The organism is Sphaerospermopsis sp. LEGE 00249, assembly GCF_014299995.1.
In the GTDB taxonomy this organism is placed as follows: domain Bacteria; phylum Cyanobacteriota; class Cyanobacteriia; order Cyanobacteriales; family Nostocaceae; genus Sphaerospermopsis; species Sphaerospermopsis kisseleviana.
In genome coordinates this window covers 1-23,985 of the sequence record NZ_JACJUZ010000033.1, presented here as the reverse complement: position 1 = coordinate 23,985, position 23,985 = coordinate 1, and the positions used below count along the sequence as shown (strand labels likewise).

Below are 23,985 nucleotides of genomic sequence, written 5' to 3'. Positions count from 1 at the left end.
TCCTTTACGTATTAATTCGTTTATGACATCAAAACTTGTACCAAAATCGTATTGTTTATCACCTAATATTTCCATAACAAAGTATCTTAAACCAACAAATCCGTTAGCTTTTTGGTTTACAAATTCCTGGCTCTACTAGAGTGGTTATGGTAAAATAATATAAATAAACCGGATAGCGGACGATAATGTTATACTAATTAACAGTCTGAAGTGATTATCACAAAAGAGTCTTGGAATTAATTAAGATTAAGAAAGTTCAAAAAGATTGAAATAAAAATTAGTGATTTAATAGTGATTAAATTTAATTAAGCCAATAATAGTTTTATGGGCTTTCCCTAACCAAAAATAACTGATTAATTCCGCATTTTTAGGGTCGCTGTAAATCTTTTCTATGACTGTATCATCTACACTTAATATCCCCCCTACCAGGTTGATAATTTTCTCTATTATGCTGAATAAATCTTTTGGTTCGTATCTCTCTCTCAATAAAAAGCGATTGACACTATCATGTGAAACATCTCCCAATATCTCGGCTAACCTACTGCACCCTCCATACTTTGGCTCTGACAGTAAAAATAAGGTGTAGATGTCTAGATTGCATTGTGCTGTCGAGGGTTTAGTAATTTCTCTCATTCTCTCATACCCATTACTAGACGACCCTTATTTATCAATGCACTATTTTGTTATTCTGTCAATGCGTAAGTCCTAATACTTTATTAATCATATAATTTTATTTTTTAATGTTTAACCTTATATTTGTATTTTATACAAAGTAATCAACCGTGTCAATCGTGAAACTTAATTAATTTCTATATATCTCTAAATAGAAATGCTTGATTTGAAATTTTGAAATATTATGTAGATAAGTAAAGTTGTGTAAATACTGATCACCAAGATATTTAATTTTCAACAAATGCTCAATCATTGACCGCTTGATCTACGTTTATTTGCGTTCATCTGCGTTAAATCAATTTAAAACCTATTAACCTCAACGGCTGAGAATCTAAAACTAAATACTTAAATCATCCCCAAATCACCATAAAATAATTAACGCGGTATTTCCCAGAGAAAAATTCAATGACATTATTACAAAACCAAGTCGCAATTGTAACAGGAGCATCTAGAGGTATTGGACGTGCGATCGCTCTCCAACTAGCATCCCAAGGCGCGAAAGTTGTCGTTAACTACGCCAGTTCCAGCACCGCAGCAGAACAAGTAGTAGCAGAAATTACAGCAGCAGGAGGAGAAGCCATCGCCCTCCAAGCAGATGTTTCCCAAGCAGATCAAGTAGATACACTGATAAACACAACCTTAGAAAAATTTAACCGCATTGATATCTTAGTCAACAATGCAGGTATTACCCGCGATACATTGTTATTACGGATGAAGCTAGAAGACTGGCAAGCTGTTATAGACCTCAACTTAACAGGTGTATTTTTATGTACAAAAACCGTCAGTAAAATCATGCTCAAACAACGTTCTGGCAGAATTATCAACATTGCTTCTGTAGCCGGACAAATGGGCAATCCAGGACAGGCAAACTACAGCGCCGCCAAAGCAGGTGTGATTGGTTTTACCAAAACCATCGCCAAAGAACTAGCTACCCGTGGTATCACCGTTAACGCCGTAGCACCAGGCTTTATCAAAACTGACATGACCAGCGATATCAAAGCTGATAACATATTACAATTTATTCCCTTGGGGCGGTTTGGTGAACCAGAAGAAATTGCTGGTATGGTGAGGTTTTTAGCAGCTGATCCCGCCGCAGCTTACATTACAGGTCAAGTCTTTAACGTCGATGGTGGGATGGTAATGTAATTGGTAAAGAAGGGAATAGGGAATAGGGAATAGGGAATAGGGAATAGGGAATAGAAAAATCTTCATTCTGACTCCTGACTCCTGACTCCTGACTCCTGACTCCTGTTGTAATTACGAATTACCATGTATTCTTTGTAAAACCGTAGCACCTAACAGCAGAACAATACTAGCAGCAGAAGCCAGGATCACAGGTAAAGTCATACCTTGTACCGTCATAGCCAGTACATTAAAAAACAAGGTGACAGACCACAAAGTAAAAGCCGCCCGACGTTGGGAAAAACCCCAGTCCAGCAAGCGGTGATGTAGGTGATCCTTACCAGGTGTACTCAAAGGGTTTTTTCCGGCTAAAAGTCGCCTAACAAAAACCTGAGTAGTATCTAACACCGGCAACATGAGAAATAAAACCGTTGGTATCAGGGCATAAATTGTACTTTGTTGCAACTTGCCTAAAATGCTAGTGGCAGCTAGAACATAACCGAAAAAATACGCCCCCGCATCACCCATAATGATCCGTGAAGGATGAAAATTGTGGCGTAAAAAGCCCAGTGCAGCACCACCCAAAGCAGCTAATACCAGGGTTGCTGCTGCTCGATTATCAAACTGAGCAGAAACCCCCAACAAACTCATGGCTGTAATAAAACTGATGCCACCAGCTAAACCATCCATCCCATCCATCAAGTTAATGGCATTGGTAATACCCACTACCCATAAAACTGTCAAAGCCATTGATAGCAAGGAGTCAATAGGAGTACCAAAAGTAACTTTCACACTGATGCCATTAGCCACCAACAAAAGGGCTGTGATCATCTGCGCCCACAAACGCACAGAAGGAGGTAAGCCAAATTGATCATCAATAAAGCCAACCAAGACGAGAATAGAACCTCCTAACAAAATTGTGAGTACCTGAGCCAATACGCCTTGAAGTTCAATAGGTCGTAGCAGACTAGCAACGACCACAGCCGCAATAACGCCAGCATAGATAGCCAAACCTCCCGCATTAGGTAAAGGTTCTCGGTTAAGTCGTCGGGCGTTTGGTTGATCAGCCCAACCTACCCGCAAAGCAAATTGACGGATAGTCGGAATTAAACGCCATGTAACCAGCCAAGCCAAAATAAAAGTAAATACTACCGCCAACCAGCCGGAGCCGCTAGGGTTAGCAATGCCAAGGGATCTAAGGGAGTTGTCTAAATTCATCTCCCGATACAATCATTAGTGCTAATGTCCAAAATAATTATCACCTGTAATCTTAATCAATTTTTTATTGTTATTTGTTAAATTCAATAGTTGGAATAGTTAGCACTCCTGTCTTGTGAGTGCTAAATTGTCTAATGGAAGAGATAGAGAAAACAAACATGGCTAAGATTATTTCATTTGATGAGGAATCACGGCGATCGCTAGAAAAAGGCATTAACGCCTTAGCGGATGCAGTTAAAATCACCTTGGGACCCAAAGGCCGCAACGTCCTGTTAGAAAAAAAATTTGGTATACCCCAAATTGTCAACGACGGTATCACCGTTGCCAAGGAAATTGAACTAGAAGATCCTTTAGAAAACACTGGTGCAAGACTGATCCAAGAAGTGGCATCTAAAACCAAAGATACCGCAGGTGATGGAACTACAACAGCTACAGTTTTAGCACAGGCTTTAGTCAAGGAAGGACTCAAAAACGTAGCTGCTGGTACAAATCCCATTGCCTTAAAACGGGGTATAGATAAAACCGTAGAAGCATTGGTAGCAGAAATTGCCAAAATAGCCAAACCAGTAGAAGGAAGTGCGATCGCTCAAGTTGCCACCGTTTCCGCCGGTAACGATGAAGAAGTCGGCAATATGCTGGCCGAAGCAATGGAGAAAGTCACCAAAGATGGTGTGATCACCGTAGAAGAATCAAAATCCTTAACTACTGAACTAGAAGTAGTAGAAGGGATGCAAATTGATCGCGGTTATATTTCTCCCTACTTCATCACCAACAACGACCGGATGACAGTAGAATTTGAAAACGCCCGCATCCTCATCGCCGACAAAAAAATCAACGCCATTCAAGATTTAGTACCTGTACTGGAAAAAGTAGCCCGTTTAGGTCAACCTTTATTAATCATTGCTGAAGATATCGAAGGTGACGCTTTAGCAACCTTGGTAGTCAACAAAGCACGGGGAGTTTTAGCCGTTGCTGCCATTAAATCCCCTGGTTTTGGCGAGCGTCGCAAAGCCTTATTACAAGATATTGCCATTCTCACCGATGGACAGATGATTTCTGAAGAAATTGGTTTGAGCTTGGATACAGCTACCTTAGAAATGCTGGGTACAGCCCGGAAAATCACCATTGACAAGGAAAATACCACCATTGTCTCTGGTACTGACAACAAACCAGAAGTACAAAAGCGTATTGCCCAAATTCGCAAACAGTTAGAAGAAACTGATTCTGACTACGATACAGAAAAACTGCAAGAACGTATTGCCAAACTTGCTGGTGGTGTAGCAGTAATTAAAGTGGGAGCAGCCACAGAAACCGAACTCAAAGATCGTAAACTGCGGATTGAAGACGCTCTCAACGCCACCAAAGCCGCAGTAGCAGAAGGTATCGTTCCTGGTGGTGGTACAACCTTAATTCACCTGTCTACAAAAGTAGATGCCATTAAAAACAGCCTTGATGCCGAAGAAAAAATTGGGGCTGACATTGTACAAAAGTCCTTAGAAGCACCTTTACGCCAAATCGCAGATAACGCCGGTGCAGAAGGTTCAGTCATTGTTTCTAAAGTCAGAGAAACCGACTTTAACATCGGTTACAACGCTGCTACCGGAGAATTTGAAGATTTAATCGCCGCAGGTATTATTGATCCTGCTAAAGTTGTTCGTTCTGCATTGCAAAACGCCGCTTCTATTGCGGGTATGGTTTTAACCACCGAAGCAATAGTAGTAGAAAAGCCTGAAAAGAAAGCTGCTGCTCCTGATGCTGGCATGGGCGGCATGGGCGGCATGGGCGGCATGGGCGGTATGGGCGGTATGGGTGGTATGGGTGGTATGGGTGGTATGGGTATGTTCTAACTACCACTTGCCCAAATCAATCAAATTCAATCAAAGTCAATAAATTTTAAATTTTTCTACAGTTTGTCTTTACCAAAAGACAAACTTTTTTTGGGAAAATTTATGTGAAAATTCAGGAGTTTGGCTGTGAATTTAGATCCTATGTCTTATTTACCAGCAATCTGCTATAAATTAGTAAATTATCAAATAGGAGAGCATCCTAATTTTGTAAAAATATGATATGCAATTCACCACACTGCCTCCTCCTGACTCCTGACTCCTGTACGGGCGAAGTAGGGGCGAAGCATTCGGAAAATAACCTTTTCAGAAAATTGATAATTTATCGCCCGAATGCTTCGCCCTTACAGGAAAATAACCTTTTCAGAAAATTGATAATTTATCGCCCGAATGCTTCGCCCTTACAGGAAAATAACCTTTTCAGAAAATTGATAATTTATCGCCCGAATGCTTCGCCCCTACTACTCCTGAAGAAAAAAGTTTTTCAGCAAGATAAATATTAAGGTGAGACTTAATGGCTAAAAAACATCGTCGTCTACCCAAAGTCATAAATAAAGTTATCAACAAAGAAAAAGTAAATAAGCCATTTGAAAACGAATACTATCATGAACCAGGAACTCCTCCGGGTACACTCATTATTGATGAAGATGCTGAACAACCAAATATTTTTTTGGTTGACTATAACCAAACTAATCTAACTCACAAACAAATACAACATCCAGAAGAATGCAGCAATTACTTGGATACAGAATCTGTTTCCTGGGTAGATGTACAAGGTTTAGGAAACAAAGAGATTATTCACCGTTTGGGGCAAACTTTTGATTTACATCCGCTGATTTTAGAAGATGTTTTTAATATGGGGGAACGCCCGAAAATCGAGGACTATGAAGACCAATTAGTGATTATTGCTCGTATGGTTGTGCCTAATCCCAATCATGGTAGTTTTTATAGTGAACAAGTCAGCTTAGTTTTAGGTAGACATTATTTATTGACAATTCAAGAAGAACCTGAGCATGATTGTTTTGATAGTGTGAGGATGAGAATTGACAGAGGTAAAGGAATTATTCGCCGACAAGGAAGTGATTATTTAGCGTATTCTTTGTTAGATGCAATTATTGATGGATTTTTTCCTGTTTTAGAATTGTATGGAGAACGCATTGCCGAATTAGAAGAAGAAGTAATAGTTAGTCCAAATCCCCAAACACTAAAACAAATATATCAAATTAGGCGAGAATTATTACAACTACGAAGAGCTATTTGGCCACAAAGAGATGCGATTAATTCTTTGATTCGTGATAGTAGTAAATTAATTAGTGAGGAGGTGAGAATTTATTTGAGAGATTGTTATGATCATGCGGTACAAGTGATGGATATGGTGGAAACTTACCGAGAATTAGCATCAGGATTAATGGATGTCTATCTTTCAGCGGTTAGTAATAAAATGAATGAAATCATGAAATTACTAACTGTTGTTTCATCAATTTTTATTCCTTTAACTTTTGTAGTGGGAATATATGGAATGAATTTCAATACCGAAAAATCACCTTATAATATGCCGGAATTAAATTGGTATTGGGGTTATCCGCTATGCTTGGGATTAATGGCGGCAATTGCTAGTGGGTTAATTTTCTTTTTTTGGAGACGGGGTTGGCTTGACAATTCATTTGAAATCAATCAAAAATAAAGTTTGCGAATTTTCCAAGGAGTTATTAGTAGTTTTATGGCAGTACAAAGTGGCGATCAAAATCTTCTTGTTTTGATGGTTTATATATTGGGAGTTTATTACACATTCAATCGCATGATTGAATCTGTGGATGACATGGTGGTGCTAAATTTTCAAAAGAGTGCCGTTGAGGAACAATTGAAAGAACAAAATCTGGATGAAAAAATTGGGATTTCCTTTAAAACAGATACATATTCTTTGGAGAAATTAAAAGACAACTTGAAAGAATTATCAATTAGCATTGATAATAAATCAGAGGCTTTAGCTGTATATGTTGACTGGGATAATAGTTCTTGGGTCATTGAACATAGCAAAAAATCTCGCCGTGTGATTCGCAAATCTCCAGACCTAAGCCGTGACTTAGCAATACCACAAGTTCCTACGATTATTGCTCCTAAGAAAACAATTTCTGAAAGTGTGACAGCAGAAGATATTTTAAAAAGGGACAAAGAAACAGGAACATATCAACCTGGAGAACCTTTAATTGATATAGTTGCCATGAAAGATCAAAAGCCTTTTAAGGGTTTGTATAAAGATTTTATGGATGGTAAAAAGAAAGTAGAATTTTCTTTTCAACTGGTATTAAGAATATCTGAGTTGCGTGTCGGTTTGGCTCCGGGTGTGAATGTTCCTCCTATCTCTATTATCAATTGTCCTTTCACTATCGAGAAATTACCCTGGACCTATGCTCTACCTTGGAATAAGAAAAGATGATAGGAACTGGTAAATGGGGAGAAAAATTTTAGATTTGAGATTTGAGATTTTAGATTGGAGTTGACAAAAATAAATAATCCAAAATCCAAAATCCAAAATCCAAAATACATAACTCCTGCCTCCTGCTTCCTGCTTCCTGCCTTCTATTCCCTATTTCCTGCTAACTGAATAACACAGAAGAGGCAATTAAAGCTTAAACTAGATAGGGGAGAGAGTAGGCGCAGGTGGTTGCAGATCAGTCATCAAGACTGGTTTGAGGAAAGTCCGGACTCCCGAAAGACCAAACTTGCTGGATAACGTCCAGTGCGAGCGATCGTGAGGATAGTGCCACAGAAAGATACCGCCAGGGCTAGGGACTGGGGACTAGGGACTAGGGACTGGGTAAGAAATTTCCCAATCCCAATCCCCAATACCTAATCCCTGGTAAGGGTGCAAAGGTGCGGTAAGAGCGCACCAGCAACGTCGAGAGGCGTTGGCTCGGTAAACCCCGGTTGGGAGCAAGGCCGGAGGAACTACGGTTGGTCTTTTACCAGTTCCAGTAAATGAGCGCCGCTAGAGGTGTTTGGTAACAAACATCCCAGATAGATAACCGCCCTCGCAAGAGAACAGAATCCGGCTTATGTCCTGCTCTCTCTTTTTTTAGTCATTAGTTATTGGTTATTAGTTATTAGACCTCTGGTGAAAATCTATGTAGAAACGTTCTATAGAACGTCTTTAGAATGGGTTTCAGGTTATACACATTTAATTACCACCAGATGTCTATTAGTTATTAATGATTGAGTTGCACATATTTACTATCTTGTTTTAATGTCCCGCGTTTATCCTCGCCGTCAACGGCAACTTGAAAGTTTAGTTCAAAAGTTAGGTTTATCACCAGATAGCCCCATCAAGTGGCCGTTACTGGACTTGGCGCTAACTCACGCCACTGTTTCCGAGTCGGCAAATTATGAACAGTTGGAATTTGTCGGTGATGCAGTTGTGCGCCTGGTGTCCGCTGTGGTGTTATGGGAAAATTATCCCGACTGTGCTGTGGGAGATTTTGCGGCTATTCGTTCGGTGTTGGTGAGCGATCGCATTCTCGCCAAGTTAGCCAGAGAATATGGTTTAGAATTATACTTATTAGTTGCTGGTAGTGCTACTGCTGATCTTGTTGGTCAAGAGTCACGTCTAGCGGATGCGTTTGAAGCTGTTCTGGGGGCGCTTTACCTCAGCACTCATAATTTAGACCTCATTCGTCCTTGGTTAGATCCCCACTTTCAAGACCTAGCAAGAGAAATTCGCCTTGATCCGGCTAGATTAAACTATAAAGCGGCTCTACAAGAATGGACTCAGGCACAATTTAAAGTTTTACCAGAGTACCGAGTTGTAGAAGTTAATCAACCCCACCGTAGTCATGAACGTTTTGTAGCTGAAGTTTGGTTACATGAAAAAATGTTAGGACAGGGTAAGGGACGCTCTATTAAAGCTGCTGAACAAGCTGCGGCTAAAGTAGCTTATTTAGCCATTACTGAAGAGGTGACAGGTGATCAGTGATAGGTGATTGGTGATAGGTGATTGGGTAAAAATAACTAACAACTAATAACTTATCAGCAATCTGTAAAATTTAGTAAAATTTAGTAAAATTTAGTAAAATTTAGTAAAATTTAATTCAAAATTAACAATTGACCACAGTAATCACGCTTATTTTATGTGTAGATTAAAGTTGCATAGGAATAATGTGGAAAACTACCAAAATCTATTGACAAAAACTTATGACATCCAATCCCGCAAATATCACATCTCTCACTGAGTTTGTAAAACTCAACTCTCCAGCTATATTTATCACTGATGCTCATCCAGACTTAGTAAAAGAAATACAGCAACTCCTGAAAATAGAAGCAGATGGAAAAGTCGGACCCATCACCAAACAGGCATTCTCGGAATTTAAATCACTACAACAATTAGAATATCCCTTGGGTTTAGGAGTCAGCACCGCTAAGGAATTACTGGAACTAAAAGATAAAGAAGAAACAGCAGGAGACAAAGAAGAAACTAATACCTCAGAAATCAAAGTTAATACCAATGCCGGATCACGTACAGGCGCGACTATGAAACTTCCTGGAGGCGAAATAGTCTATGCTAACCAATATATTGTTGACGGTGTTCCTTTGACTTGGGGTGAAGTTACGAAAAATTGTACTCGTGTTCCTACTAGTTCTGAATATGTAGCAAATGCAATTAGAGTAGCGAGAACCTGGGGACCAGTGAGAGAAAAATTTGGCTCACCCATTAGTATTACTTCTGGTTATCGTCCACCCGCAGTCAATAGAGCAGTCGGAGGCGCTCGTAATAGTCAGCATCTCTATTTCCGAGCTATAGATATGATCCCAATGAACGGAGATTTTAGAAAGCTGTGGGATGTGTTAAGAGCTTCTCAATTTTCCGGTTTAGGAGATGCTGTTTTTATGGGTAGAAATAAGGGCTTTTTCCATGCTGATGTTAGGCCTGGTGGTAGAGTCATCTTTCCTTATTAATAATAAAACTACCACTATATTCAGGTTTTACCCCTGAATTTTCGAGGGTTTTAGCAATGCTAAACCCTTACTTTTTTATGGGGGATCAAATCATTAACAAGGAAACAAAGTAATGGTTTTATCTGCACTTCCAGCAGCTAAAACTTTACCATCAGGACTAAAAGCAAGAGAATAAACTCCATCATCAGCACATTTAACACTGGAAATTTCCACCACACTATCTACATCTACATCCCATAACTTCACAGTTTTATCTTGACTGGAACTAGCTAAAATATTACCATTGGGACTAAATACCACTGCATAAACCGCTTCAGAATGTCCTGTTAAAGTTTTCATTTCCTCACCAGTTTCTACATTCCATAATTTCACAGTTTTATCATTACCAGCACTAGCTAAGATCTTACCATCACAACTAAAAGATAAAGCATTAATCCCACCAGTAAACCAATCAGAACTTACCGTTAAAGTTTTGACTGTGTTTTCAGTTAATTGTAAAATTCTAATACTTCTATCATTCCTACCTCCACCACTAGCTAAAAGTTTACCATCGGGACTAAAAGCGACACACAAAACATCATCTGTATGACCTTTAAAAGAGTAAATTTCTTTTCCCTGTTCTAAAGACCAAAGTTTGACTGTTTGATCTTTACTACCACTAGCTAAAATTTTTCCCAAGGGACTAAATACAACAGAGTTAACCTTCTCTTCATGTCCTCTCAATGTGAAAAGTTCTATTCCTGTATTTACATCCCATAATTTAATAGTTTTATCATTACTTCCACTAGCTAATATTTTACCATCGGGACTAAAAGCAACTGAGTTAATACCTCCTGTCCATGCTGAATCTTTATGTCCTGCAAAAGTACGATGTTGCTGGGTTTGTAAATCCCAAATTTTGATAGTTTTGTCATCACTTCCACTAGCTAAAGTCTTACCATCAGGACTAAAAGCAACTGAAGAAACTTTATATTCATGACCTTTTAAAGTTCCCACAAATAATAATTCTTCTGTGTTTTCTGCTGATGTAGATGTGCTAGGAACTGCTAGATTAAATTCAACTTTTACATTATAATCTTCTACTGATTCCATATTAGATTTATTTGCTTTATCCAACGGTCTCGTTAAATGATTAAATGTAATTAAAGCATCAAAGGAAGTATCTAATTCTGTCAAGGATTGATTTAGAAAATCAAAACTATCATTAAATCTTGAATTTTCACTGTTTTGATTTTGTTTAAATTGATCCAAGTCCTCAACTTGTCTAGCACAAGATTGATTTAATTGCTGAATGGAATTAGCCATATTTTCACAGAGAGAATTAAGATCAGTAAGTTGTTGACTAAGTTGAGTAAATTCTAAACTTTGATGTTGCTGATTTTCTCTTAATTCTGCTAATTCTTGTTGACTTATTTCACTCCAATTTTTTAAAGATGTCTCAGTTTGTTCAATCTGAGTTAATTGAGAATTAACAATTTCCATGTTTTGCATTTTTTCATGAATCTGCAAAACTTCAGATTGGATTTCTTGGACAATATCTAATTTCTCACCTTGTTGCTGAATTTGTTTATGTAAATTTTCTAGAGAACTGTCTAATTGATTTAAGCGATAGTTAATATTTTGAATTTGTTGAGGAAATTCGTTGATTTCTGTGAGTATTTTTTGCATTGATGTTTCAATTTTTTGGTCTATCTTGTTATCAATAAGTTGGTTTAGCTGCTGTTTCCAATCTTCAATTTTTTGTAAGCGATCATTGGATGTATTCATAGTTTCTTTGAATTGGTAAAATTGATCTGTGATATTTTGTAAACTGGTTTGTACTTCTTTAATCTTATCTTGGGATTGAGAATAATTAAACTGGGAATAAGTTGCTATATTTGTTATGATTAAAATCAAGGGAATAACTGCATAAACCACTTGTTGATTAACAGTTGCAGCAATAGTTCCCAATACTATTAAACCTAAATAGATATACCGGCTGATTTCTAACCATTTACCTTTGTTCATTCTGCTTAATTATGATACTTTTACTGAAGTATATTTGTATAAACAATCAATTGTCAACAGTTGACACTAGAAATATTCAACCACTCAACCTGAAAAATATCATACCCAGATACCGGACTTATTGAAGAAGTTGGGGATATATCCAGGTGAATACATAACAATTGCTATCGTTGAGGAAATATGATATCATAAATAGTTCTCTAAAAGCGTGCTGGGTGAAGAACGTAGATATATAACTCAGCACATCTACAACACTCAGCACAAGAAAGTTTAGTTTATGGCACTGCCAATTGTAGCAATTATCGGTCGCCCGAATGTGGGCAAATCTACTTTTGTAAATCGTTTAGCTGGAGATCAAACCGCAATAGTTCATGATGAACCTGGTGTAACACGCGATCGCACTTATCGACCAGCATTTTGGCAAGATCGGGAATTTGTCGTGGTTGATACAGGCGGTTTAGTATTTAACGATGATACGGAATTTCTGCCTTTGATTCGTCAACAAGCAATGACGGCACTTTCAGAAGCTTGTGCAGCAATATTTGTAGTCGATGGACAAGCCGGTTTAACCCCAGCAGATGAAGAAATTGCGCTATGGTTACGGCAACAAACAGTACCAGTATTACTGGCGGTAAATAAATGTGAATCACCGGAACAAGGTATAATTCAAGCCAGTGAATTTTGGGAATTAGGATTAGGAGAACCTTACCCTATTTCCGCTATTCATGGTAGTGGTACTGGTGAAATCCTCGACGAGTTAATTAAATACATTCCCCACGTTCAAGACTTAGAAGAAAATACCGAAATTAAAGTTGCCATTATTGGCCGTCCTAATGTTGGTAAATCCAGTTTATTAAATGCTTTCGTGGGTGAAGAACGGGCCATAGTTAGCCCTATTTCTGGAACTACCCGCGACACAATTGATACTTTAGTTGAACGGGATGGACAAACTTACCGCTTAATTGATACTGCGGGAATCCGTAAAAAGAAACACATAGATTACGGTACTGAATTTTTCAGTATTAACCGCGCTTTTAAAGCCATTCGTCGCTCCGATGTGGTGTTATTGGTTTTAGATGCTTTAGATGGAGTCACAGAACAAGATCAAAAATTAGCTGGGCGCATTATTGAAGATGGACGCGCTTGCATTATTGTTGTTAACAAATGGGATGCGGTCGAAAAAGACTCTTACACAATCTATGATTATGAAAAGAGTTTAGAAGCACGTTTACATTTTACTGAATGGGCAGATACAATTTTTGTTAGTGCCATGACAGGTCAAAGGGTAGAAAAGATTTTAGAATTGGTGAATAAAGCTGCTGAATCACACAAACGCCGTGTCAGCACTTCAGTAGTGAATGAAGTTCTCACAGACGCAGTGAGTTGGCATTCCCCACCAGCATCACGTAGTGGGAAACAAGGTAAAATCTATTATGGTACGCAAGTGAGTACCCAACCGCCCACATTTGCCTTATTTGTCAACGATGCAAAACGCTTCAATGACAATTATCGTCGGTACATAGAAAGACAGTTTCGCAAACAATTGGGTTTTGAAGGTACACCAATTCGCGTATTATGGCGGAGTAAAAAAGTCCGGGAAATGGAAGTTGGTAGTGTCAACCGCGCAACTCGCGTTTAAAATTTGGAATTTGGGATTTGGGATTTGGGATTTGGGATTTGGGATTTGGGATTTGGGATTTGGGATTTTAGATTTAGATTAGGATAAATTAGCTAACAATCCAAAATTTTCATAGTTACAAAAGTTTTCTCCTGCAAAATCTAAAATCTAAAATCTAAAATCTAAAATCTAAAATCTAAAATTGAAATATGGACTTACTGCGATCGCTCCCACTCGGATTATATTTAGAACAACCGCAAACTTGGCTACATCAATTAGATCCACGAGTTAAGTTAGTTTGGTTGTTAAGCTTTCTCACCAGCTATGTAGTTGCTAACAACTATTGGCGGGTACTACTGGTAATAATGTTAATTATTTTTACCTTATTTGCCAAAATTCCCCTGAGAGTATGGCGGCAACAAATGGGCTGGTTGCTAGTTCTATCATTGATGGTATTGGTGATCGGTTCGATCAGCCCTGACGGATACAGTATAAATTATCAACCACGCCTACCAGCAAATCAACAGGTTTTAACTCAACCACCAACCGCTAAAGATAGCAAAGTAAGTCCAGAAATAGAAGATAGTAATAAAGAATACAGTTATGTGCTAATTCACCAAGGACCAATAAAAGTAAATCGTCGTTCTTTGGATTTAGCAATTAGCTTGAGTACAATAGTATTTAGTTTAATTTACAGCACTAATTTATATTTACTCACAACCGCACCAGAAGAAATTACATCTGGGATGGAAAGCTTAATGCAACCGTTGAGAAAATTCAAAATTCCCGTCACGGAAATTACCCTCACTTTAACATTATCATTGCGGTTTATACCCTTAGTTTTAGAAGAAATTCAAAACCTAGTACGTTCTGTAATGACAAGAGCAATTAACTGGAAAAAACTAGGATTAAAAGGAAGTGCAAAAGTTTGGTTAATAGTGATTGAAAGATTATTAGAAAATTTGCTATTAAGATCCGAACAAATGGCAAATGCTATGATGGTAAGAGGGTTTACCAGTCCTAATGAACATCGAGTCAAATGGCAAGAATTAAAATTAAAAACAGGTGATTGGGTAGCTATAGGAATTTTAATTGTATTTTGGGGACTGAGGATAGCATTTGGAACAGAAGTTTCTTAATGTAGATGAAAAGTACAAGCTGATAGGGAATTTTGCAATCTAAAATCCAAAATCCAAAATCTAAAATTGTCAAAGGAGTTCAAGAAATGACTTCTATCTTTCCCGGAATGAACCCATATTTAGAACACCCAGACTTATTTCCTGGACTACATCACTTATTAATTAGCGAAATTGCCAGATTTTTATCACCTCAACTGCGTCCTAAATATCGAGTTGCCGTAGAAGTGAGAACCTATGAAACCATAGATGATAGTTCATTATTAGTAGGTATTCCTGATGTGATCGTGAAAAGTCGGAAAAATATCAGTGAAACCAAAAATACAAAGGTTGCTGTTGCTGCACCTGCACCAAAATCTGTAACAGTTACCGTACCAATGCCAATTAATATTAAAGAAGGATATTTAGAAGTTAAAGAAGTTGGAACAGAGAAATTAATTACCACAATTGAAATTCTTTCTCCTACTAATAAACGTTCAGGTAAAGGAAGAGAAGCATATCAAGAAAAACGGCAACAAGTATTAGGTAGTCGTAGTAATTTAGTAGAAATTGATTTACTACGCAAAGGCGAACCCATGCCCATGTTTGGTGATAATATTGAAAGTGATTATCGAATTTTAGTGTGTCGGGGAAATCGCCGCCCTCAAGCAGATTTATATGCTTTTAATATACAAGATATAATTCCAGCTTTTTCTTTACCTTTGTGTGCAGGTGATAGTGAACCAGTAATAGATTTGAAAGCCTTGTTAAATCAGGTATATGAGATTTATGATTATGATTTGGTCATAGACTATAGTCAAGAACCAGTACCAGCACTTGCAAAAGCAGATGCAGCTTGGATAGATGAGTTGTTGCGGGATAAACGGTTGAGGTAGCATATTTTTAACAGTAAAACTACTGACTTTCTTCAATTTTATTCCTTTAGATGGATGTTTAAATTACTGAAAGTCGATATAGTGATCAGATATTTTACCCTGAGTGAAGTCTAGGCTTGGGTTCTCTTCCAAGCCTTTTTTGTATTTATTAGTCATTAGTCAGGAGTTAGAAATTGATCTGCTGCTTGTGCAGAAGTATTGACTCCCGAAAATTGAGTAAATGCGATGGCACTAAATACACCTGCAACTATCTTGAAATTTTTCCAGCTTTTCTTTGTTAACATCATCTTTATACTGCACATTAACTCAATTGATTGTACCTGCTATTGGTGTGTTTGACTACTAAAATTAAGTAAACAAACGTAAGCATTGAGAAGTAAGTAGAGACGTGAGGGCGAAATAGCTGTACAGGAGTAAAATTACTGTTGTTACTTAAAATAGCCGGGTGAATAATAATTTAAGTTGAATAGATTAATAGTAATTATAACCAAATTTCTGGTAAATCAGTGGCTTTTGTTTTTCTTGAATCATGTAGTTAATTTATGCGTCCTCCCTTGATCTATAGTTTACTTTTTTTGTTTTCATTGATCATGATTATTATCTGGTGGCCTGTTAATGATTCTAATTGCGGACTTGTAACTGTACTCAAATTAAACAAACAAAATTTTCACGTGCAAGCTAAACAGGTGAGGGTTAAACCTTGGCTGGGTGAACATAATGTATATGGTATATTTCAAGTTCCTGATGAATACAAAGAAAGGCAATTTTTTATGTTATCAATTCCAGGCGATCACAAATACTGTTCTCGTCCTTTTGGACACCGCCAAAATTATGATGATGTTTTTGCAGAACCAGGAACACATTTAATTCGGAGGTATATCAGAAGTCGCATTGCTGTCAAAATGATATTTCAAGGTTTATATTTTCAACTAAATAATCCCCAAAACTGGACTTTAACTTTTCCTAAAAAGTAATTATTCAGTTATCGGTAATCAGCCAATAGCCAATAAAGGCAAGTTTGACAGCTTGTCTTTTGACAAATTTGTCAATATACATTAAATTTTTACAGTAAACAACACCAATGGTAATTGATAATTGATAATTGATAATTAGGTTTCAAATGAGGATTTCAACCCCAGATGAAACCGATCTGTCTACCAAGGTAGGGGAATCAAACCTTTACAATTATGAATTATGAATTATGAATTATGAATTATGAATTAATAACTCTTAATTAATATATAGGACTCATATTTGATTTTTGAAAACATATAATATATCATCAGATGATGTTAGATTTACTACTTATATCGCTCCTGGGTTTTTTGGGAAGTTTTGGACATTGTTTTGGAATGTGTGGACCTTTAGCAGTTGCTTTTTCCCTTTCCCATCAACAAGAAACCCAAAATTGGCAACAGCAAGTAAAATTTCATACTCTGTTAAATTTAGGAAGACTGTTAAGCTATACCCTAGTAGGTGCAGCTATTGGCGCTCTTGGTTCGGCATTGGTTGAAGGTGGACAATTAGCAGGTGTGGGTAGTGATTTACGCCGCTGGATAGCTATAATTACTGGTATTATGTTAATTTGGTTTGGTTTAGGACAAGTTAGACCAGACTTAATACCGCATATTCCCTTATTACACCCTTTGTTAAAAGGTAATTTACATAACCGTTTAAGTGCGGGAATGGTGAAACTATCTTTACATACAAAATGGTGGACACCAGCACTTTTGGGTATGACCTGGGGTTTAATGCCTTGTGGATTTTTATATGCTGCTCAAATCAAAGCTGCTGCTACGGGTAATTTATGGCAAGGTGCAATTACCATGTTAGCTTTTGGTTTGGGAACTTTGCCGACGATGTTAGGAGTAGGTGTTTCCACTTCCTTGATGAGTAAAGATAGGCGCAGTCAGTTATTTCGCTTGGGTGGTTGGGTGACATTAATCATTGGCATCATTACCCTATTGCGAACGGGTGATACAATGGTAGACTACAGTGGACACGCTGCCCTAATTTGCTTAATTTTGGCCTTAGTTGCTCGTCCTCTCAGTGGTTTTTGTCCATCATCTATGCGCTACCGTCGCGCTTTAGGAGTAGGGGCGTTTGTGCTATCAGCGGTACATACCATTCATAATATAGAACACTCTTTAGAATGGAATTTTGCTGCTGTTTGGTTCTTACCGCTAGAATTTCAATGGGCGATGGGTGCGGGTGCTGTAGCTTTAGTATTGATGAGTCCAGCAGCTTGCACAAGTTTTGATTTTCTGCAAAAGTCATTAGGTAAGCGTTGGCGACAAATCCATCTGTTGAGCGTTCCTGCTTTGCTGTTGGCTACTATTCATGTAGTCTTAATTGGTTCTCATTACTTGGGTGCTTTAAGATTAACTTGGGGTAATAGATTAGCAGCTTTGTTATTGGTAATAATTACTTTGGGTGTTTTGTTAGTGCGATCGCACTTTTTTTGGTCAATTTTAAAATTAGAAAAATTCTATGTTCCTCCAAAGAAAGGTGACAAATCAATTGAAAATTGAAAATTGAAAATTGAAAACTCCTGCCTCCTGCCTTCAATTATGAATTACAAATTATTCCTACTTTTGCTATTTATAACATTTACATCTCTTCCTGTTGCTTCTGCCCATACGGTCAAAATATCAGGTGATATTGGCGGTACTATCCACATTGAACCTAATGATAATCCCCGTGCTGGTGAACCTGCGGCAACTTGGTTTGCTTTGACTCGTAAAGGTGGTAAAGTTCTACCTTTAAAAGAGTGTGATTGTGAGTTGGCTATTTATGCAGAACCCCATGCACCAGAAGAACCGGCACTGCTTGAACCTCCTTTAAAATCCGTTGATGCTGAACGGTATCAAGGCATACCAGGAGCAGACATAATTTTTCCCAAACCAGGAGTTTATGAACTGCAACTGAGTGGAAAACCAGCAACAGCAGAGAGTTTTCGACCTTTTGAGTTAAAGTTTCAAGTTACTGTGGCCGCAGGTAAAGCAATAGCAACACCACAAGTAGTAGAAAATGTAATTGAAGATAATCAACAGAATAATCAACAACAAAATGCGGTTATAGGTTTTGTACAACCTATAATTATCGTGGCAATTTTACTTTTATCTATAGGAATTTTAGTTTTTGTAGTGAAAACACTGAAAAGAGGGTAATGGGTAATTGATAATTGATAATTGATAATTGATAATTGATAATTGATAATTGATAATTGGTAAGAATAAACTCTTGCCTTTTGCCTTTTTCTGTCACCAATCACCAATCACCAATCACCAATCACCAATCTCCTATTTATGCCTTTTTTGATGCCAGTTCCAGGCGTGAGTGACAATATCTTTGATATTAGGATATATAGGTTGCCAACCTAAGATTTTTCTGGCTTTTTCGCTACTACCAATGAGAGAAGGAGGATCACCGGGACGGCGATCGCATTCTTGAACTGATATATTTATTCCTGTCACTTCCTGGGCAGCAGCAATAACTTCTCTCACAGAAAAACCATTACCATTACCTAAATTGAAAACATTACTTTCACCACCTTTAAGCAGATATTCCAAACCTAAAATATGGGCATCTGCTAAATCAGAAACGTGAATATAATCACGAATACAAGTACCATCAGGGGTGGGATAATCAGTACCAAAAATAGAAATTGATTGGCGTTGACCTAAAGCTGTCTGTAATACTAAAGGAATTAAATGAGTTTCGGGATTATGATCCTCTCCTAATAAACCACTAGGATCAGCACCAGCAGCATTAAAATAGCGGAAACATACAGATTTTAAACCGTAAGCAACATCAAAATCCGAGAGTATCCTTTCCACCATTAACTTAGTAGCACCATAGGGGTTAATGGGATTTTGGGGATGATCTTCAGTGATAGGGATAAATTTTGGGACTCCGTAAGTGGCACAGGTAGAAGAAAAGACAAATTTTTTAATAGACGCTGCCAGCATCGCTTCCAATAACGTCAAAGTTGCCACAACATTATTACGGTAATATTTGTCCGGGTCAGTTACGGATTCACCCACATAGGCATAAGCAGAAAAGTGCATAACTGCTTCAATTTTGTGGGTTTGAAACAGATGATCCAACAGGGGACGATCTTCTATATCACCTTCAATGAGTTTTACCTGCAAAACCTGTTCTACCAAATCTCGATGGCCATAGACCAGATTATCCAAGATTAACACTTGATAACCCGCTTGCAGTAAGGCTTTCACAGCATGAGAACCAATGTATCCTGCTCCCCCTGTTACCAAAATGGTGGGTTTTTGCGTTGACATAGTTGTTCCTTTTAACGAGTTGACGACGACTACTCAATTAATTTATGCCACTGGTGTTAGGTTAGTCTTTTGAAAAATTCCAAATAATACACTCAGTGTCAAAAATTTGCTCTAAAATCACTACGACGGTAGTCTGTGTGCGTGAGGTGAGAGTTATTTTTAAGTCAGTGATAAATTGCAGTTTGACGATAAAATAAACCCATTTATAGCGGGAGTCAGAAGTCGTAGGGGCGAAGCATTCAGAAAATAGCCTTTTCATAAAATTGATAATTGGTCGCCCGAATGCTTCGCCCGTAAAGGAGTCAGGAGGAGGCAGTGCGGTCTTGGGGTCTCCCCAAGTGAAGCAACTGCCGTTCAGGAGTAACACCCTGTTTTAGCCAGACTTCCATTACTACACTGAGGTTTTAACCGCCTTGGTGGTTGCTATACCTGATCCTCATAGACTAGCCGCACAAGAAAATTAGAGAGTTAATCTATGTTTCAATTACTCAGCCGGGTCTTATTGTGGCTATTAATTGGCGTTGTTGCCTATTCTTTGTTCCAAAGATTCTACCCAACAGTAAGCTTTGTTGGCCGATTTGTGTTAGGGATTGTACTGGTTGTTTTAGCTTTGGCATTTTTTAATCCTGGTGAACCTGCGGTGGCATCCCTGTGGCGGTTTATCTCGTTTCCTCTCAAACCTCTGGGCGCAGCCACTTTAATGTTGATGCTTGCTGCCCAAAAAATTAAAGGCGGTGGCATAGAAAAACCAGGGGGATATTTGTTAGGTTGGGCGTTGACAATTTTGTTATTGTCGAGTACACCCGCTATTGCTTACTTTTTAGTTAGATCACCAGTTGCAGCTATATTGCCTCCTCCTACATTGGTAGCAACAGTACCAGCTATTAACCAAACTATTAACAGTGCCAATACCATCTCCGATGTGATGACTGCTGGCATCTTACCTGTGGGTGATGTGAACATCCCATCTTATCTACTACAAAATCCTCAAGCTATCAGTACAAGGGGGTTGCGTGTAGAAGATTTTGTACCTAATGCGGAAACTCTGCAACTCACAACCCAAGTTTGGGAAAGTTATCTTAATCAAATTTACGTTTTCTTGCGTGGGCGCTCGTGATCAGGAGAGCAAGGAGTCAGGACTGCAAGGAGTCAGGAGTCCTAGTGGCGAAGCATTCGGGTGACCAATTATCAATTTTATGAAAAGGCTATTTTCCTGTAAGGGCGAAGCATTCGGGCAACTAATTATCAATTTTTATCACAGGTTATTTTCCGAATGCTTCGCCCCTACTTCGCCCGTACAGGAGTCAGGAGTCAGCAGTCAGAAGAAATTAACCTCTTGCTTCTTGCCTCTTGACTTTTGCGATTTAGGATGACAAAGTGTAAAATTGCTTAAATGGCACAATCTCGACGGCTTGCTAAACTCGGTAGTTACTTACGTCCCCATTGGCAGGATACTGTTTTGGGCATTATTGCCTTATTGTCTGTCAATGGGTTGGGCGTTTATATCCCTTTGCTGATTCGCTCTGGGGTGGATACACTTTCCACAACTTTTAGATTGGATCAGGTACTACGTTATGTAGTAATCATTATTGCCCTCAGTTCCGCAATGTGGATGATGCGTATGGCTTCCCGCATCTGGATTTTTGGTGTGGGTCGTCAGGTAGAATTTGAACTGAAACAGCGAATTTTTGAGCATTTACTTCAACTAGAACCGTCTTATTTTTCCAGTAATACTTCTGGTGATCTTATTAGTCGGGCTACTAGCGATGTGGACAATATCAGGCGGTTGTTGGGTTTTGCGGTATTGAGTTTAGCAAATACTTTTTTTGCTTATACTCTGACGCTGCCAGTAATGCTATCAATTAGTGTGGATCTGACTTTAGCTTCTCTGGCAGTTTATCCGTTTATGTTTTTGTTGGTGCATTTTTTTAGCGATCGCCTACGCACACAACAAGCTGCTGTCCAAGAACAACTTTCGGATATTAGCGAACTGATCCAAGAAGATATCAGTGGTATTTCTTTGATTAAAATTTACGCTCAAGAAGAAAATGAGCGTCGAGCTTTTCAAAAGAAAAATCAGGCTTTATTAACAGCCAACTTGACATTAGCTAAAACCCGCAGTACTCTGTTTCCTCTGATTGGTGGTTTAGCTAATATTAGTTCCCTAATTATTATTTGGTTGGGAACTATGCGGATATCTTCTGGTAATCTGGCTGTGGGTGATTTTTTGGCTTTATTGATTTATGTAGAGCGTTTAGTTTTCCCCACGGCTTTATTAGGTTTTACCATTACTGCTTACCAAAGAGGTGAAGTTAGTATTGATCGGTTAGAATCAATTTTTAGTATCATTCCCAAAATTCAAGATCCACCTGATGCTATTTCTCTACCCACAAATACAGTTAAAGGTGAAGTTACAGCCAAAAATTTTAGTTACACCTACCCTGGTGCTAATACCCCGGCTTTAGATGATATTAACTTTACTATTAAACCAGGGGAAGTGGTAGCAGTGGTCGGGGCTATTGGTTCGGGAAAATCTACTTTAGCTAATGCTTTACCACGGTTGTTGGATATTCAGGAGGAACAGTTATTTTTAGATGGTTTGGATGTTACAAAAATAGCATTAAATGATTTACGAGGGGCGATCGCTTACGTTCCTCAAGATAGTTTTTTGTTTAGTACCACCATTAAAAATAATATCCGTTATGGCGACCCCATTAGTGAACAAGAAAGGGTAGAAGCTGTTGCTAATCTTGCTCAAATAGCCGCTGAAATTAATAATTTCCCCCAGGAATATGAAACAATTGTTGGTGAAAGAGGAATTACCCTTTCCGGTGGACAGCGACAACGTACATCTTTAGCTAGAGCTATGTTAATTGATGCTCCAGTTTTAATTTTAGATGATGCCCTTTCTAGTGTGGATAATCAAACTGCTACCCAAATTCTGAAAAATCTCTCTAGCGGTACAAAACAGAAAACCGTGATTTTCATTACCCATCAACTTTCAGCAGCGGCGACTGCTGATAGAATCATGGTTATGGATCATGGTAAAATTGTACAAATTGGTAAACATTCAGAACTTGTGGAACAACCAGGATTATATCAAAAATTGTGGAGTCAGCATCAAGTAGAAGAGTTACTACATTGAGTAACTACATTAAAGTAGCAAATTTTCCTGTAAGAGGATGTTTGAAAAGTTTTTAATGTATAAATAAACCCCTCTCCAAACCTCTCCCCGACGCGGGGAGTTTTTGTATTTATTTAGCAAGCCCTAATTATATTCCTCTCTTTTTTGTTTATCCCAACCTAATTTATGAAATCTGAGGTTAATCTCAGTAATTTTTCTATCTGGTAGCATATCCATTATATGAAAGTAAACAGTAAAATTCTTTTAGCGATTTTCGTGTATATCAGTCTCAACATCATTATTTAGCCCCAACTCAGACAGAGCTACTTTTGTTTCTTCAATCTTTTGGGTAGCTATTTCTCCCTCTACTAGAACCTCCACTTTTAATGTTAATTTTAAGTCTTTATTAGTAGCAAACTTGGTCAGCACTTTCGTGTAAAAGTTCATCCATTTTTGCGGTGTAATTACACCACTCCACTTTAATAATTTGGGTAATGCAACTGGGGTTATAATCTCAGGTTCTTTTGTTGGTTCTGGTTCATCTTGTGATTTTTTCGTATTACTATCATAGGGTGCAGGTTTCTCTCCTACAGTGTTTGTAACAGATGCAGTACCACTGTTAGTATTAGCTGGGGTGTAAGTACCAGTTGGCTCGGTTTGCGGTGTCGTTGATGGGGTTTCAGAAACTGTTACACTTGCAGCTAAAGCTGTTTGGTAAGCTGCTGCTGTTTCTTGGGTGATGATGAACATATCCTCAGAAATTTCCACCTCCGCAGAGGTAAAGGTGCATTGGTGGTAAAATGGTTCATAACCATTGCTGGTTTTACCAACATAAGCTAAAGTTCCATCTTTAACACCGCGAGAGATGGCCTCTTTGACAGCATCACTATTCAACAGTCTGGGAAATAATGGAGATGCAAAAAAAGCATCGCGGACAGCTTTGGTACTCCATTCTGTAAATGCTGGTGGCCAATTTCTGCTTAAAAAGCGAGGGTTGGGACTGTAGGCTATATACCTAAACATTTCTGGTAAAACCTCCACAAATCTCCTCGTGGTATGCTATGATTATAGTATTGAGGTCGAGATCATGTTAAGGAAGAAAGTTATTCGTGTTAGTT

At 38.2% G+C, this 23,985-nt stretch carries 20 protein-coding genes, 1 other RNA gene and 1 pseudogene; 16 read left to right on the top strand and 6 right to left on the bottom strand.

Annotation, left to right across the window (positions count from 1 at the left end):
* Positions 1 to 306: 306 nt before the first annotated feature.
* Positions 307 to 633: pseudogene (locus tag H5968_RS12990) on the bottom strand (IS701 family transposase); the annotation flags it as partial.
* Between the two features lie 444 nt (positions 634 to 1,077).
* On the opposite strand from H5968_RS12990, the gene fabG reads away from it, so the two are divergent.
* Positions 1,078 to 1,818 (top strand): 3-oxoacyl-[acyl-carrier-protein] reductase, encoded by a 741-nt coding sequence (gene fabG, locus H5968_RS12985; RefSeq protein WP_096567195.1) that lies wholly within the window; start codon positions 1,078 to 1,080, stop codon positions 1,816 to 1,818.
* A gap of 111 nt (positions 1,819 to 1,929) precedes the next feature.
* On the opposite strand, the gene H5968_RS12980 is transcribed toward fabG, so the two are convergent.
* Entirely contained in the window at positions 1,930 to 3,012 is a 1,083-nt protein-coding gene (locus H5968_RS12980; protein ID WP_187040288.1) for an MraY family glycosyltransferase, read from the bottom strand.
* A gap of 158 nt (positions 3,013 to 3,170) precedes the next feature.
* On the opposite strand from H5968_RS12980, the gene groL reads away from it, so the two are divergent.
* The 7 genes from groL (at position 3,171) to H5968_RS12945 (ending at position 9,806) form a co-directional block, all read left to right on the top strand.
* Positions 3,171 to 4,859, top strand: coding sequence for a chaperonin GroEL (groL, locus tag H5968_RS12975; RefSeq protein ID WP_187040287.1), 1,689 nt, complete (start codon positions 3,171 to 3,173; stop codon positions 4,857 to 4,859).
* A 215-nt stretch (positions 4,860 to 5,074) separates the two neighbouring features.
* Positions 5,075 to 5,359 carry a hypothetical protein gene (locus H5968_RS12970; protein WP_187040286.1) on the top strand — a complete coding sequence of 95 codons (285 nt, stop codon included), beginning with the start codon at positions 5,075 to 5,077 and terminating at the stop codon, positions 5,357 to 5,359.
* An 11-nt stretch (positions 5,360 to 5,370) separates the two neighbouring features.
* On the top strand, positions 5,371 to 6,540 hold the full coding sequence (corA, locus tag H5968_RS12965; protein WP_187040285.1) for a magnesium/cobalt transporter CorA: 1,170 nt from the start codon (positions 5,371 to 5,373) through the stop codon (positions 6,538 to 6,540).
* Between the two features lie 36 nt (positions 6,541 to 6,576).
* Complete coding sequence (locus H5968_RS12960) at positions 6,577 to 7,293, top strand: hypothetical protein (RefSeq protein ID WP_187040284.1); 717 nt, start codon at positions 6,577 to 6,579, stop codon at positions 7,291 to 7,293.
* A 210-nt stretch (positions 7,294 to 7,503) separates the two neighbouring features.
* Positions 7,504 to 7,929, top strand: an RNA gene (gene rnpB / locus H5968_RS12955) — RNase P RNA component class A.
* A 171-nt stretch (positions 7,930 to 8,100) separates the two neighbouring features.
* Positions 8,101 to 8,826, top strand: coding sequence for a ribonuclease III (gene rnc / locus H5968_RS12950; protein WP_187040283.1), 726 nt, complete (start codon positions 8,101 to 8,103; stop codon positions 8,824 to 8,826).
* Positions 8,827 to 9,044: 218 nt separating this feature from the next.
* On the top strand, positions 9,045 to 9,806 hold the full coding sequence (locus H5968_RS12945; RefSeq protein WP_187040282.1) for a D-Ala-D-Ala carboxypeptidase family metallohydrolase: 762 nt from the start codon (positions 9,045 to 9,047) through the stop codon (positions 9,804 to 9,806).
* Between the two features lie 93 nt (positions 9,807 to 9,899).
* Here the strand turns inward: H5968_RS12945 and H5968_RS12940 are convergent, their stop codons facing one another.
* Positions 9,900 to 11,813, bottom strand: coding sequence for a WD40 repeat domain-containing protein (locus H5968_RS12940; RefSeq protein WP_187040281.1), 1,914 nt, complete (start codon positions 11,811 to 11,813; stop codon positions 9,900 to 9,902).
* A 277-nt stretch (positions 11,814 to 12,090) separates the two neighbouring features.
* On the opposite strand from H5968_RS12940, the gene der reads away from it, so the two are divergent.
* From der to H5968_RS12925, 3 genes are all read left to right on the top strand, one after another.
* Positions 12,091 to 13,452 carry a ribosome biogenesis GTPase Der gene (der, locus tag H5968_RS12935; protein WP_137668358.1) on the top strand — a complete coding sequence of 454 codons (1,362 nt, stop codon included), beginning with the start codon at positions 12,091 to 12,093 and terminating at the stop codon, positions 13,450 to 13,452.
* A 188-nt stretch (positions 13,453 to 13,640) separates the two neighbouring features.
* On the top strand, positions 13,641 to 14,570 hold the full coding sequence (locus tag H5968_RS12930; protein WP_187040280.1) for an energy-coupling factor transporter transmembrane protein EcfT: 930 nt from the start codon (positions 13,641 to 13,643) through the stop codon (positions 14,568 to 14,570).
* Between the two features lie 86 nt (positions 14,571 to 14,656).
* Entirely contained in the window at positions 14,657 to 15,442 is a 786-nt protein-coding gene (locus tag H5968_RS12925) for a DUF4058 family protein (protein ID WP_137668356.1), read from the top strand.
* A gap of 155 nt (positions 15,443 to 15,597) precedes the next feature.
* Here H5968_RS12925 and H5968_RS25685 read toward each other — a convergent pair whose 3' ends face one another.
* Complete coding sequence (locus H5968_RS25685) at positions 15,598 to 15,729, bottom strand: hypothetical protein (protein ID WP_255427121.1); 132 nt, start codon at positions 15,727 to 15,729, stop codon at positions 15,598 to 15,600.
* A 255-nt stretch (positions 15,730 to 15,984) separates the two neighbouring features.
* Between H5968_RS25685 and H5968_RS12920 the strand changes: the two genes are divergently transcribed.
* The 3 genes from H5968_RS12920 to H5968_RS12910 all read left to right on the top strand — a co-directional run bounded on the left by H5968_RS12920 (position 15,985) and on the right by H5968_RS12910 (position 18,612).
* On the top strand, positions 15,985 to 16,416 hold the full coding sequence (locus H5968_RS12920) for a hypothetical protein (RefSeq protein ID WP_187040279.1): 432 nt from the start codon (positions 15,985 to 15,987) through the stop codon (positions 16,414 to 16,416).
* A 315-nt stretch (positions 16,417 to 16,731) separates the two neighbouring features.
* The gene (locus H5968_RS12915; RefSeq protein WP_187040309.1) at positions 16,732 to 17,973 is read left to right on the top strand and encodes a sulfite exporter TauE/SafE family protein; all 1,242 of its coding nucleotides are present in this window, start codon (positions 16,732 to 16,734) and stop codon (positions 17,971 to 17,973) included.
* Positions 17,974 to 18,012: 39 nt separating this feature from the next.
* Positions 18,013 to 18,612 carry a hypothetical protein gene (locus tag H5968_RS12910; RefSeq protein ID WP_187040278.1) on the top strand — a complete coding sequence of 200 codons (600 nt, stop codon included), beginning with the start codon at positions 18,013 to 18,015 and terminating at the stop codon, positions 18,610 to 18,612.
* A gap of 132 nt (positions 18,613 to 18,744) precedes the next feature.
* Here H5968_RS12910 and galE read toward each other — a convergent pair whose 3' ends face one another.
* Complete coding sequence (galE, locus tag H5968_RS12905; RefSeq protein WP_187040277.1) at positions 18,745 to 19,743, bottom strand: UDP-glucose 4-epimerase GalE; 999 nt, start codon at positions 19,741 to 19,743, stop codon at positions 18,745 to 18,747.
* Between the two features lie 475 nt (positions 19,744 to 20,218).
* On the opposite strand from galE, the gene H5968_RS12900 reads away from it, so the two are divergent.
* Together H5968_RS12900 and H5968_RS12895 are read left to right on the top strand one after the other, a co-directional pair.
* Complete coding sequence (locus H5968_RS12900; RefSeq protein WP_187040276.1) at positions 20,219 to 20,860, top strand: hypothetical protein; 642 nt, start codon at positions 20,219 to 20,221, stop codon at positions 20,858 to 20,860.
* Between the two features lie 276 nt (positions 20,861 to 21,136).
* On the top strand, positions 21,137 to 22,888 hold the full coding sequence (locus H5968_RS12895; RefSeq protein WP_187040275.1) for an ABC transporter ATP-binding protein: 1,752 nt from the start codon (positions 21,137 to 21,139) through the stop codon (positions 22,886 to 22,888).
* Positions 22,889 to 23,131: 243 nt separating this feature from the next.
* Here H5968_RS12895 and H5968_RS12890 read toward each other — a convergent pair whose 3' ends face one another.
* Positions 23,132 to 23,890, bottom strand: coding sequence for a hypothetical protein (locus H5968_RS12890; RefSeq protein WP_187040274.1), 759 nt, complete (start codon positions 23,888 to 23,890; stop codon positions 23,132 to 23,134).
* Positions 23,891 to 23,985: the final 95 nt, after the last annotated feature.